Source organism: Micromonospora sp. NPDC049114 (genome assembly GCF_040648635.1).
Taxonomy (GTDB): domain Bacteria; phylum Actinomycetota; class Actinomycetes; order Mycobacteriales; family Micromonosporaceae; genus Micromonospora.
The window spans coordinates 1,560,375-1,572,947 of the sequence record NZ_JBEZEA010000001.1; the positions used below are offsets into that span (position 1 = coordinate 1,560,375).

The 12,573-nt window shown below is 73.2% G+C and carries 10 protein-coding genes and 1 pseudogene; 3 read left to right on the forward strand and 8 right to left on the reverse strand.

Annotated elements, in window-relative coordinates:
- Nucleotides 1-4: 4 nt before the first annotated feature.
- Together AB0B39_RS07425 and AB0B39_RS07430 are read right to left on the reverse strand one after the other, a co-directional pair.
- The gene (locus tag AB0B39_RS07425) at nucleotides 5-1,450 is read right to left on the reverse strand and encodes a glycosyltransferase 87 family protein (protein WP_357573730.1); all 1,446 of its coding nucleotides are present in this window, start codon (nucleotides 1,448-1,450) and stop codon (nucleotides 5-7) included.
- A 215-nt stretch (nucleotides 1,451-1,665) separates the two neighbouring features.
- Nucleotides 1,666-2,211 (reverse strand): DoxX family protein, encoded by a 546-nt coding sequence (locus AB0B39_RS07430; protein WP_234582674.1) that lies wholly within the window; start codon nucleotides 2,209-2,211, stop codon nucleotides 1,666-1,668.
- 134 nt (nucleotides 2,212-2,345) lie between these two features.
- Between AB0B39_RS07430 and AB0B39_RS07435 the strand changes: the two genes are divergently transcribed.
- On the forward strand, nucleotides 2,346-2,894 hold the full coding sequence (locus AB0B39_RS07435) for an N-acetyltransferase (protein WP_357573731.1): 549 nt from the start codon (nucleotides 2,346-2,348) through the stop codon (nucleotides 2,892-2,894).
- 21 nt (nucleotides 2,895-2,915) lie between these two features.
- Here the strand turns inward: AB0B39_RS07435 and AB0B39_RS07440 are convergent, their stop codons facing one another.
- The 3 genes and pseudogenes from AB0B39_RS07440 to AB0B39_RS07450 all read right to left on the reverse strand — a co-directional run.
- Nucleotides 2,916-4,157, reverse strand: a complete 1,242-nt coding sequence (locus AB0B39_RS07440) for an ATP-binding protein (RefSeq protein ID WP_357573732.1) — start codon at nucleotides 4,155-4,157, stop codon at nucleotides 2,916-2,918.
- Nucleotides 4,158-4,290: 133 nt separating this feature from the next.
- Entirely contained in the window at nucleotides 4,291-4,746 is a 456-nt protein-coding gene (locus tag AB0B39_RS07445) for a hypothetical protein (RefSeq protein WP_357573792.1), read from the reverse strand.
- A gap of 333 nt (nucleotides 4,747-5,079) precedes the next feature.
- Nucleotides 5,080-5,550: pseudogene (locus tag AB0B39_RS07450) on the reverse strand (flagellar basal body protein FliL); the annotation flags it as partial.
- A 489-nt stretch (nucleotides 5,551-6,039) separates the two neighbouring features.
- Between AB0B39_RS07450 and AB0B39_RS07455 the strand changes: the two are divergent.
- Together AB0B39_RS07455 and AB0B39_RS07460 are read left to right on the forward strand one after the other, a co-directional pair.
- On the forward strand, nucleotides 6,040-7,017 hold the full coding sequence (locus tag AB0B39_RS07455) for an EamA family transporter (RefSeq protein ID WP_357573733.1): 978 nt from the start codon (nucleotides 6,040-6,042) through the stop codon (nucleotides 7,015-7,017).
- A gap of 109 nt (nucleotides 7,018-7,126) precedes the next feature.
- Entirely contained in the window at nucleotides 7,127-7,762 is a 636-nt protein-coding gene (locus AB0B39_RS07460) for a prepilin peptidase (RefSeq protein WP_357573734.1), read from the forward strand.
- A 33-nt stretch (nucleotides 7,763-7,795) separates the two neighbouring features.
- Here AB0B39_RS07460 and AB0B39_RS07465 read toward each other — a convergent pair whose 3' ends face one another.
- From AB0B39_RS07465 to AB0B39_RS07475, 3 genes are all read right to left on the reverse strand, one after another.
- Entirely contained in the window at nucleotides 7,796-10,990 is a 3,195-nt protein-coding gene (locus AB0B39_RS07465) for a UvrD-helicase domain-containing protein (RefSeq protein WP_357573735.1), read from the reverse strand.
- A 61-nt stretch (nucleotides 10,991-11,051) separates the two neighbouring features.
- The gene (locus tag AB0B39_RS07470; RefSeq protein WP_357573736.1) at nucleotides 11,052-12,302 is read right to left on the reverse strand and encodes a metallophosphoesterase; all 1,251 of its coding nucleotides are present in this window, start codon (nucleotides 12,300-12,302) and stop codon (nucleotides 11,052-11,054) included.
- A 13-nt stretch (nucleotides 12,303-12,315) separates the two neighbouring features.
- Complete coding sequence (locus AB0B39_RS07475; RefSeq protein WP_234582666.1) at nucleotides 12,316-12,570, reverse strand: MoaD/ThiS family protein; 255 nt, start codon at nucleotides 12,568-12,570, stop codon at nucleotides 12,316-12,318.
- Between the last annotated feature and the right edge of the window lie 3 nt (nucleotides 12,571-12,573).

Below are 12,573 nucleotides of genomic sequence, written 5' to 3' on the forward strand. Positions count from 1 at the left end.
CCGCTCAGCGGCGGCCGTTGACCGCCACGGCTCGGCCGAGCCGTTCGCCGTAGAACGCCGGCTCGGCGCCGGGCCGCCAGGGCAGCGCCGCGACCAGCACGATCAGCGCGAGGGCCAGCGAGTTCTCCATCAGCGCCCCGAACAAGCCGTCCTGGTAGTGCGACACCTCCGGCAGTTGGTGCTCGTACGGCCAGATGGGGGAGATCAGGAAGAGCAGGTAGAGGCCGAGGGCGGCGACACCGTGCCGGAACCCGGTAAGCGTCGGATACCAGATCGGCGGGCGAAGACCGTTGAGCCCGCTCAGGCCACCGAACGCCGCGCCCTGACCGGTACGCTGCCCCAGACCCCTGCTCGCCTCCCGTCGACGGATGGCGGCGTCGGCCAGCACGATGATCGCCGGGATCACCCAGACGAGGTGGTGCGTCCAGGAGATCGGGCTGATCACGTTGGCGGTCAGGCCGACCAGCGTGAACGCGGTCAGCTCGTCACCGTCGGCGCGGGAGCTGGCGGCCCGGGACAGACCCACCGCCAGGATCAGCACCGAGAAGGCGAGCCAGAGCAGCCCGGGGGTCTCGATCGAGTCGTACAGCCGGGCCAGCAGGCCGGCGAGCGACTGGTTCGGCGTCATGTCGGCGGCGCCGACCCGTTCGGTCTGCCAGAGCACGCTGCCGAAGTACGTCCGCGACTCGTCGCCGACGATCGCGAAGGTCCCGATCGTCACGCCGATAGTGGTGCCGATCGCGGTGGCCGCCACCCGCCACTGGCGGGTGATCAGCAGGTAGGCGATGAACAGCGCGGGGGTGAGCTTCACCGCCGTGGCCAGGCCGATGCCGGCGCCCGCCCAGGCGCCACCGTAGAGGAAGCGCAGCAGCGGGCCGTCGGTCGCGGCGTAGTGGGTGCCTCGGCGCGAGCGCCACCGCAGCCCGATCAGATCCGCCATGATCAGTGCGAACAGCAGGAGGTTGACCTGGCCGTAGCCGAGCGTCTCCCGGCTGGGCTCGATGGCGAGCGCGAGCGGCACCGCCAGCGCCACGGTGAACCACAGTGGCCAGGCCAGCCGGTCCACGATGGGGCGTAGCAGGCCGGCCAGCACCAGCGTCAGCGCCGCGATGCTGGCGAGGGCGTTGACCATCCCCGCCGCGTCGATCGGCAGCTGCGCCATGGGCAGCATGACGAGCCCGGCGAACGGTGGGTAGGTGAAGCCGAGCGTGGTGCCGGGCGCGATGAACTCGTAGAGCTCATGACCGCTCGCCCACCACACCACCGCACCGTGGTAGATCTTCATGTCGAAGAAGTTGTACGGTCGCCCGAACTCACCGATGGCGAGCCATGCGGCATAGGCGACGGCGGCCACGATGGCGCCCCGTACGACGTTCCTGCGATCGATCCCCCGCGTCATGCGTTGAACTGGGGCGAGGCGGTCCGCCCGTCTACCGACAGTCGTCGGCATGGCGTGGCCACCCCCGTACCAAGGTCGTCCTACCCGTCCAGGTCCTGCACGGAGCCTAGAACGGCGCCTCACGTCAGTGCCTCCCGCGTTATGCGACCGTGTCCGATCCCACACATGTTTTTGACATTTCCACCGCGTTAACGCCTACCGGGTGGTTCAGGTAATTCGTGGCCTTAGCGGGGGGTGGGGGTGACACCGACGCAGATCGAGGCAGGTCAGCCGGGGAGTCGACGCGCGGTGGCCGCGGACCGGACGGCGATCCGGGCCTCGCGGCGGGCGGTGCGGACGGCGCGCTGCATGGAACGTCGAGAGTGGCCGATGCGGTGACCCGTACGCCAGCGGATGCCCGGTTTGCCACCGGTGTCGGCGGCGGCGAGCAGGAGGCCGCCGAAGAGCCCGAGATTCTTCAGGGTGTGTATCTCGTTGTTGTTCTTGGCGATCGGGTCGTCGTTGTTCCAGAACGGGTGCCCGGCGAGGGTCACCGGCACCAGCGTCCCGGCGAGGACCAGCGCGGCGGGCCGGCTGAACCGCCCGGTGGCCAGCATCAGCCCGGCACCGACCTGCACCGCCGCGTTGAGGCGGATCAACGTCTCGGTCTCGGTGGGGAAGTTCGGGTGCGCCTTCTGCAGGAGCGGCGCGACCCGGTCGGTGACCGGCTTGGCGGTCTCCGCGAGCCGGTGGGGGTTGCGGAAGTTGCGGTACCCGCTGACCACGAAGATGCCGCTCAGCATGGCGCGGGCGAGGGAGCGTACGGGCGTCATGGATCAGTCATACCCCGTCGGGGCGTTTGCTACCCCGGCAACCGCCGGATCCGGATCGGTCGGTGTGCACGTACGCCACGCCGATTCGAGCGACCATCGCTGATGGACAGGCCGTCACGGGTAACGTCGCGCGGGTGACGACGCTGCGGCTCCGCCCCGAAGGCCCGGCCGACGCCGGCCCGGTGCGTCGGGTGCTGGCCTCGGCGTTCGCCCGCCCGGAGGTGCAGACGCCGCCGGAGGTGGGGCTGGTCGATGACCTGCGCGGCACCGACGCCTGGCTGCCCGAGCTGGCAATGGTTGCCGAGTACGGCGGCGAGGTGGTCGGATACTCGCTGCTCACCCGGGTGCGGGTGCGACCCGATCGCGGTGCCGTCGCGCCCGCCCTGGCGCTCGGGCCGGTGGCGGTCGCACCGCACCGGCAGCGGGTCGGGCACGGCAGCGCCGTGGTGCAGGCCGCTCTGGACGCCGCCACCGAGCTGAGCGAGCGGGTGGTCGTGGTCCTCGGTGCCCCGGCCTTCTATCGCCGCTTCGGCTTCGGGCCGGCCGCGGAGCTGGGCCTCACCAGCCCGTGGGCCGGGCTCGGGGAGCCCTGGCAGGCGCTGGTGCTGCCGCCGGCCACCAGTGAGGAGGGTCCGCCGCCGCGCGGCGAGGTGGTCTTCCCGGCACCCTGGTCGAGGGTCTGAACGCCTCTGCGGGCGCGGCGGTCAGGTTGGCTGGGTGCGCAGGTACCGGCCGAAGTGCGGAACGGTGAAGGCCACCGTGCCCCGTTCACCGGAGTAGATGAGCCCCTTCTTGATCAGCGCGTCGCGGGCCGGGGACAGGCTGGCCGGTTTCCGGCCGAGAGCGCGGGCGATCTCGGAGGTGGGCACCGCGGCGTCCATGTCGTCGCGGGGCGCGGCACCGGACTCGCCCTCCACCAGGGACAGCGTGGCCATCGCCCGCATGTACTCGCGCTCGGCCGGGGTGGCCCGCTCGAACCGGGAGCCGAAGAAGCCGACCGCCAACTCGGCCTCGGCCTCGGGGGCGGCGACCCGGACGTCGGCGGCGGTGATCGGTGACCGTGGCGCATGATCCCAGGTCGCCTTCCCGTACGCCTGGACGAAGTACGGGTAGCCACCGGACTTCTCGTAGAGCAGGTCGAGCGCCTTCTGCTCGTACTCCACCTCCTCGCGTTCGGCCGGCGCGCAGAGCGCCTGGTCGGCGGCGATCCGATCGAGCCGGTCGATGCGCTGGTAGCGGAAGAGCCGTTCCGAGTACGACTTCGCGGCGCTCAGCACGGCCGGCAGGTGCGGCAGCCCGGCGCCGACGACGATCAGCGGGGCGCCGATCTGGGACAGCTCGTGGCAGGCGGCGCAGAGCGCGGAGACGTCCTCCGGGCCGAGGTCCTGCATCTCGTCGATGAAGAGCGCGACGCCGGTGCCCACGTCACTGGCCACGGCGGCGGCGTCGGTGAACAGCTCGACCAGGTCGATCTCGATGTCGCCGGAGTCGGCCCGGCCACTGGCGGCGGGCACGTCGATGCCGGGTTGCCACCGGTCGCGCAGCTTCGACGGCGCCCCGGCGCGGCCGGTCGGTGTGGACCGCTGGGCGAACGCCCTGAGCACCCCGAGGAAGGCGTCGATCCGGTCCGGAGCGCGGTGCCGGGGGGCGAGTTCGCGGATCGCCATGTGCAACGCGGCGGCGACCGGCCGGCGCAGTGACTGGTCTGGCCGGGCCTCGATCTTGCCGCTGCCCCAGAGTCGGTTGATCGCCTGGGAACGCAGGGTGTTGAGCAGGACCGTCTTACCGACGCCGCGCAGACCGGTGAGCATGAGGCTGCGTTCGGGACGCCCGCGGGCGATGCGTTCCAGCACGATGTCGAAGACGTCCAGCTCCCGCCCCCGCCCGGCGAGTTCGGGCGGGCGCTGCCCGGCGCCGGGGGCGTACGGATTGCGGACCGGATCCACGCATCGCAGAGTATCGGGCCCTCTAGCTGCGAAGCTAGATATGGATAGATGAGGCTACCGGCGTGTTGCGACCGTCGAGACAAAACTAGGGCTGTCTAGCGTCCACGCTAGACAGCCCTAGTTTCCGTGAGGATTACCGCTTCTTCAGGCAGAGCACGTAATCGAACACGTCGATCGCGTTGTCGTGCACGTAGTTCGCGGTCGCCTGCGGCGCGAGCGTCGCGCACCGGTCCCCGTCAGTGGTCGCCGGGATACGCAGCAGCACCTGGTAGGTGTTCGGGCCGCACGGCACCTTGCGCAGGTCCGCGTCGTCCTCGCTGCCGTCGTTGACCACGCAGTCCCCCTTGGCGAACTCCTCCTCGTCCGGGGACGGCAGGACGGGGCTCGGGGCGTCGCTGGGCAGACCCGGCGGGACGACGGGGACGCTCAGCGACGGAGCTGGCGCGGCAGAGTCGCTGTCGCTGTCGGCGGCCTTCAACGCCGCCCAGCCGAAGAGGCCGAGGCACGGGCAGACCACGAGCAGGACCACCAGCGCGACGATGAGGGCGATCTTGCCGCCGTTCCTCTTCACCGGCGGGGCGGGCGGCATCGGGTACCCGCCGGGCGCCTGCGCAGGCCACGGCGCCGCCGGCTGGCCGGGGCCGGGCCCGGCGGGTGGGAACGGCCCCGGCGGTGCGTCCCATTCCGAGGGCTGCGGCGGCGGGCCCCACTGCGCCGGCTGCGGCGGCGGACCCCACTGCGCCGGCTGCGGCGGCGGCGCGTCCCACTGCGGTGGCTGCGGTGGCGGCGTGCCCCACTGGGGGACGGTCGGGTCGACCGGGGACGGGCCGTCGGGCCCGATCGGCGGGCGTTGGTACGGGTCGTCCGGCTGCCCGGCACCCGATGGTCCGTTGGTCGTCATCTCATCCCCAGGGGTGGGTGGTCAGCGCTGCTTCAGGCAGAGGACGAAGTCGAGGGTGTCCAGCTCGCTGTCGAAGAAGTACCAGTTGGTGTAGCCCTCGACCTTGGCGCACTTCGCCTCGGCGTCGCGTTCGCCACTGGTCGCGCCGTCGATCCGGCGCAGCACCTCGTACGACTTCGCCGTGCAGCCGCTGATCAGCAGCTTGGGCTTGCCGCCGGCCGTTCCGTCGTTGCGCACACACTGGCCGACCTTGACGAACCGCGGGTCGGCCGACGACTCCGGCGCGGCAGCGCTCGGCACCGGCTCGGCCGGCTCGGTCCCGGCCGCGCTCGGCGCCCCGACACCTGCCGAACCGGTCGGCGCGGCCACCGGAGCGGCAGGGTCATCGGACCGGCCGAGAAACCAGTACGCGCCGCCACCGGCCAGCGCCAGCACCACCACGACGGCCACCACAGCGATCAGCGGCCCTCTGCCGCGTCGGGGCGGGACGGGTGCGGGGTCACCGCCGTACGGGCCGTCGTCGGGCCGGTACGGCTCCCCGCCGTACGGGGGATGCGCCTCGGCCGGCCGGTACGCGCCACCGTACGGCGCCTCGGTCTCCCCGCCGTACCGTCCGCCGCCGTAGGGCGCACCGGACGGCTCAGCCCCGTACGGTGCCCCGCGCTCGCCGCCGTACGAGGGGCCGCCACCGTAGGGCCTCGCCGGTTCGCCGCCGTACGGACCGTCGCCGTAGGACCCGGGGCGCTCCGCAGGGGCGGGCGGGTAGGACGCAACCGTCGGCGGGTAGGGCTCCGGGCCGGACGGGTAGGGCTGCTGCGGCGGCCGGCCGGGCGTCTCGTCGGGCCGTTGCCCACGCCACGGGCCTCGGAAGCCCTCACCCGGTGGTCCGTAGTTCGTCATGCCGCCCTCCTGCACGAGTGGTGAGAGGCCGGCCACCAATGCGCGACGCCGACTCCGAGGTCACCGTAGCGTGGTCCACCGATGAGCTCATCTTCACCGAGCGCCGCCGCCCTGCCCGGCCGCCGCGCCGCCGCCGCGCCCACCCTGGTCTGGACCGCGTTGATCGTGGTCTACCTGCTGTGGGGTTCGACCTATCTGGCCATCCGGGTCGCGGTGGAGACGATGCCGCCGCTGCTGTCGGCCGCCCTGCGGTTCGCCGTCGCCGGCGTCGTGCTGGCGGTGGTGCTGCGGTTGCGCCGAGGGCCGGGCGCGCTTCGCGTGCAGCGTCGGCAGCTCGGCTCCGCCGCGCTGGTCGGTGTGCTCCTGCTCGCCGGCGGCAACGGCCTGGTGGTGCTCGCCGAGTCCGGGCCGCCCGGGGTGGCGGTGCCGTCCGGGATCGCGGCGCTGCTGGTGGCGACCGTGCCGCTGCTCGTGGTCCTGCTGCGCTCCGCCACCGGCGACCGGCCTGGAGTCTGGACGTTCGCGGGGGTCACGTTCGGCTTCGTCGGCCTGGTCCTGCTGGTGCTGCCCGCCGGCAGCGCGGACGCGGTGCCGCTGGTCGGCGCGCTGACGGTGGTGGCGGGAGCCGTCGCGTGGTCGGTCGGGTCGTTCCTGTCCGGACGGATCGGGGTGCCCGCCGACCCGTTCGTCGGCACTGCGTACCAGATGGTGGCCGGCGCGGTGGCGCTGGCAGTTGTCGCCGCCGGCCGGGGCGAGCTGAGCGAGTTCCACCCGGCGGCGGTGAGCACCCGGTCCTGGCTGGCGTTGGGCTATCTCATGGTGGCCGGCTCGCTGGTGGCCTTCACCGCGTACGTCTGGCTGCTGCAGAACGCGCCGATCTCGCTGGTCTCGACGTATGCCTACGTGAATCCGGCGGTCGCGGTGGCGCTCGGGGCGCTGCTGGTGGCCGAGCCGATCACCCCGCGGGTGCTGCTCGGCGGGGCGGTCATCGTCGCCGGGGTGGCGCTTGTGGTGAGCACGGAACGTCCCCGCCGGACGGGCGCGGAACGCTCGCGCTGAACGGGCGCGGAACGCTCGCGCCGGACGGGCGCGGAACGCTCGCGCCGGACAGGCGCGGAACCGCGATCGGGGACGGCGCGGTCGGGCGACCGCCGGTAGCGTCCGGCAGATGTCGGCAGCGGTGCTGGTGGGGGTGGTGTTGCTCGGCGGGGTGGTCGGGCTCGTCGTACCCCCGGTGGCGCGGCGCTTCACCACCCTGCCGCCGCGGCCTCGACGCGACGCGCGGGCCTGGCTCGGTCCGCCGTTGGCGGCCGCGGTGTTCCTGGGGCTCGCCGTCGCCCAGGGTGACGATCCGGCGCTGCCGGTCCTCCTCGCGGTGGCGGCGGTGGGGTTGGTGCTGGCCGTGGTCGACCTGGCCTGTCTGCGGTTACCCGACCCGATGGTCGCGGCGGCCGGCCTGCTGGCCCTCGGTGGCCTGACCGGCGCGGCCCTGCTGGCCGGCACTCCCGGGCGGTTGGTCGGCGCGCTTGTCGGTGCGGCGGTTTCCGGCGCGGCGCACGTGCTGCTGGCCCTGCTGCCGGGATCCCGGCTCGGCTTCGGGGACGTGAAACTCGCCGCCGTCCTCGGGTTGCCACTGGGCTGGCTGGGCCGCGACGCCCTGCTCACCGGGCTGCTCCTGCCACATCTGCTGCACGGGATCCTGGTCCTCGGCCTGCTGGCGGCGCGCAAGGTCCGCCGCGAAACCCTGCTGCCCCTGGGCCCGGCCCTGCTGGCGGGCACGTGGCTGGCCGCGCTCGTGAGCTGACCCCAGGTCACTGTCGCGCGGGCGGTGGCTCGCTCAGATCAACCGGAGCTGGCGGTCCTTCGGGCGGCGCGGCTCGGTTTCGCCGAACCGCTCGAACAGGCCCGGGTCGATCGTGCCCAGGAACGGCGAGGGTGCGCAGTCACGTTCGGTGCCGTGCCGGGTCCGGCGGGCGGCGTGGCTGACGTACAGCCGGTCCTGCGCCCGAGTCAGGCCGACGAAGAAGAGCCGGCGTTCCTCGGCTACCGCGTCCTCGTCGGGCGTCGAGCCCGGCCAGCGCAGCGGCAGCAGCCCGTCCTCGACGCCGACCAGGAAGACCACCGGGAACTCCAGGCCCTTCGCGGCGTGCAGGGTGAGCAGGGTGACCGCCTCGGCACGCGGGTCGAGCGCGTCCACCTCCGCGCCGGTGGCCAACTGCGACAGGAACGCCTCCAGGTCGTCGCCGCAGCGGCGGGCCAGCGGGGTCAGCAGGTCCACCGCCGAGCGGACGTCGTCGGGGCGGACCGTGCTGCCGGCGCCGTCCAGGGTGGGCACCGCGAAACGCTCGGCGACCACCTGGCCGGCCAGGCGCACCCGGGCGGCCAGCGAGCCGGCCAGCCCGTCGGCGTGCCGCAGCTCGCGGGCGATGGCCGCCACGCCGGGCCGGTCCCGCAGCCGGTCGTGCGAGCGCTTCTGCACCGGGATGTTGGCCCGGGTCAGGGCGTCCACGATCGGGGCGGCCTGCGCGTCGGTGCGGTACAGCACGGCGATGTCGGAGAACGAGAGCGAGGTGGTCCGGCCGTCGATCCGGCCCGAGTCCAGGGAACGGTGGGACAGGCCGCCGACCAGCTCGTCGACGGTACGCACCACGAAGTCGGCCTCCTCGGCAACCGACGCCGCCGGGTACCGCCCGACCAGTGGGGCTTCCGGGTCGAGTCGGGCCGGGTCCAGCCGCCGGCCCCGCACCAGCGAGGACGGCGCGATGGCCTGCACGGCGGCGGCCAGGATGGGCGCGGACGAGCGGTAGTTGCGGTTGAGCCGGACCAGCCGGGCGTCCGTGAAGTCCTCGGAGAAGCGCAGGAAGTAGCCGACGTCGGCACCCCGGAACGAGTAGATCGCCTGATCCGGGTCACCGATCGCGCAGAGGTTGCCGTCGGCGGGGCTGAGCAGGCGCAGCAGCTCGTACTGCACCTCGTCGACGTCCTGGTACTCGTCGACGAAGATCCACCGCCAGCGGTCCCGGTACCGCTCGACCAGCTTCCGGTCGGCCCGCAGCAGCTCCACCGGGAGGCTCACCAGCTCGTCCAGGTCGACCAGGTCCTGCTTGCGCAGCAGCGCCGTGTAGGCGGCTGTGTCGTCGCCGGCCTCCGACCGCGCCGCCGCCCGCTCGGCGTCATCGGCGATCCGGAAACCGGCCGGCAGGCCCGCCGCGTCGGCGTTCTCCCGCAGGATGGTTAACCCCAGCGCGTGGAACGTGCCCACGGTGACGTCCTCGGCGACCGGGCCGAGCAGACCGTCGAGGCGGTGCCGCAGCTCCTCGGCCGCCCGTCGGGTGAACGTGATCGCGAGGCAGTGCTCGGGAAAGACGTTCAGCTCCGCGCACAGGTACGCGATCCGGTGGGTCAGCGTCCGGGTCTTGCCGGTGCCCGGACCGGCCACGATGAGCAGTGGCCCGCCGGGCGCGGATGCCGCCACCCTTTGCATGGCGTCCAGCCGGTCCAGCAGGCCGGTGCCGACCTCCTCCATACCGGAGAGCATCGGCTCGAACGGCTCGTGCGGTGACGGTGGCGACGCGATCGGCGGCGCGGGCGCCGGGGCCGGCTTGCGCTTCGGTTCCGCCTTGGCCGCCGCCGGGCGCTTGGCCGTGGCCCTGGCCGCCGGCTCCGCGGGTTGCCGCTGCGCCGGCACGGGTACGTCGAACAGCGTCTCCTGTGCCGTGCCCGCGCCCGTGCCCAGCTCCGCCGGGTCGAACAGGGTGATCACGCCGTACTCGCCGTCGTAACCCGGCACCCGGCGTACGTCGCCACGCCGCAGCCGCCCGATGCCCTCCGCGAGCACGTCACCGCCGGCCTGCGCGATGTCGGACAACGGCGTCGTGGTCAGGATCTCCAACTCGGGGCCGAGCGCGGCGAGCAGGTCGTTGAGTTTCCCCTCGACCTTCTTCGACCGGGCGCCCACCTTGTTGATCTCACCAAGGATCTCGGCGAGCGGCACCAGATGGGTGACGTCCCGGGCGTGCGCCGGGCGGTGCCCGTCGGGTCGGTCGGCCAGCTCCTCGATGCGGCTGAGCACGCCCACGGTGAGCGGCTTGCCGCACTCGGGGCAGAGCCCTCCGGCGGCCCGGGTCCGCTCCGGGGACCAGTTGACCCCGCAGAGCCGGTGCCCGTCCGCGTGGTACTTGCCCTCCTCCGGGAAGAACTCGATGGTGCCGGCCAGGCCGTCACCGGTGCGCAGCGCCTCCCGGACGGCGAAGTAGTCCCGCTCGGCGGTCAGCACGGTGGCCTCCCGGCCCAGGGCCGGCGGCGAGTGCGCGTCCGAGTTGGAGACCAGTTGGTAGCCGTCCAGGCTGCCGACGCGCCAGTTCATCGCCGGGTCGGACGAGAGGCCGGTCTCCACGGCGAAGATGTGCTCGGCCAGGTCGGCGTAACAGTCGGCGATCGCGTCGAAGCCGGACTTCGAGCCGAGCGCCGAGAACCACGGCGTCCAGATGTGCGCCGGGACGAGATAACCGTCCGGGCTCGCCTCCAGGGTGATCTCCAGCAGATCCCGCGAGTCCAGGCCGAGGATCGGCCGGCCGTCGGAGCCGAGGTTGCCGATCCGGCCGAGCGCGGTGTTGAACCGGGCCACCGCTTCCAGATCGGGGAGGTAGATGAGGTGGTGCACCTTGCGGGTCCGGTCGTCCCGCTTGTAGATGGTGGAGATCTCCACGCTCAGCATGAACCGGACCGCGTCGGCGTCGGTAGTGCCGGCGAGTCGCGGCGGCAGCCGGCGGGCGATGTCGCGCTCCGCCTCCGGGGCGAGCCGGTAGAGCCCGGGCTCGGCCGGGCGCAGCGTCTCGGTCAGGTGGTCGTACCAGGCGGGGTGGGTGAAGTCGCCGGTGCCGAGCAGGGCGATGCCCTTGCGCCGCGCCCACCAGCCGAGGGTCGGCAACGTCAGGTCACGGCTGCACGCGCGCGAATACTTCGAGTGGATGTGCAGGTCCGCGACGAAGGGCGAACGGCCACCGGGGGGTACGGCGCTGAACGGGGGCACGCCGCATCCTGTCACGCCCGCCGCGCGGCCCGCCTTCCGCCACGCGCGGACGTGACGTCCGCTATGCCGAGCGCAGCTCCACGAGGCTGATCTGCGGCTTGGCGCCCACCCGCACCGGCGGGCCCCAGAAACCGGCGCCGTTGGTCACGTAGACCTTCGTGCCGTCGACCTCGCCGAGGCCGCTGACCACCGGCTGCTGAAGCTTGACGACCAGGTTGAACGGCACCACCTGCCCGCCGTGGGTGTGCCCGGAGAGCTGCAGGTCGACGCCGTAGCTGGCCGCCTGCTTCGCGGCGAGGGGCTGGTGGGCGAGCAGGACGACCGGGCGGCTCGGATCGCGGTCACCGAGGGCGGCGGCGAAGTCCGGACCGGCGGCGAGGCCGGTGCCCGCCGGGTCCGCGTTCAGGTCGTTCACGCCGGCCAGGTCGAGCACACCGCCCCGGGCCTGGATCTCCTGTCGACGGTTCTGCAGCACCCGTAGGCCGAGACGGTCCACCTCCTGGACCCACTCCTCCACGCCGGAGTAGTACTCATGGTTGCCGGTGACGAAGAAGTTGCCGTACCGGGAGCGCAGGTCGCGAAGCGGCGCGGCGGCCGGCCCCAGTTCGGCGACCGAGCCGTCGACCAGGTCACCGACGACCGCGACCAGGTCCGCGTCGAGACGGTTGATCGCGGCGACGATCCGCTCGGTGTGCGCCCGCCCGCGCAGCGGGCCGAGGTGGATGTCCGAGACGGTGGCGATGCGCAGGCCGTCCATGCTGCGCGGGAGTTTGCGCAGGGGGATCTGCACCCGGTCGAGTTGGGGCGGGCCGAGTGCCGTGCGGACGCCGTACCCCGTGATGCCGGTGGCGGTGAGGCCGGCGAAGATGGCGGCTCCGCGGGCCAGCAGCAGACGGCGGGCCGGGTCGTGGTCCGGTGTCGCGACGGCGCCGGTGGCCGGCGGATCGGCGGGCCCGGCGGCCCCGACGAGAACCGGCTCGGGCGCGGCGGTGGTCGGCTCGGCGGCGGTCACCCGGCGGCGCAGCACCAGCCGGACGACAAGCATCGGCACTTCCAGCACGACGAGCGTGACCAGCAGGTAGAACATCACCGCGAGCCACAGGTAGCCGGGCCAGGCGAGCCAGTACAGGCCGGCCTGCGTGCCGACGAGGGTGGCCGGCACGAGCACCGCCAGCACCAGGGCGACGATCCCGCCGACCCGCCGCCAGCGACCCGGCGTGGTGGTGTCCCGGATGAGACGCTTCCAGAGGTAGAGATGGATCAGGCCGGTGACCAGCGCCAGGACGCCCATGAACCCCAGAACCGCCAACATGTGTGCGCCCCCCTCAGCCGCCCGCGAACGGGGGCAGGACATCGATCGTGGCCCCGCCCGGCAGGGGTGCCCGACGATCATGACAGGCGACGCCGTCCACGAGGAAACTGGCCACCCGCAGCACGGCGGCGAGCCGGTCACCGTGCCGCTGGGCCAGTTCGGTGGTGAGGTCGTCGAGTGACCGGCCTGCGGCGGTGACCTCCTCGGCGCGGCCGGCTGCGGCGCGCGCGCCGGCGAAGTAGCGGACGGTCAGCGGTCTCGGCTGCACGGG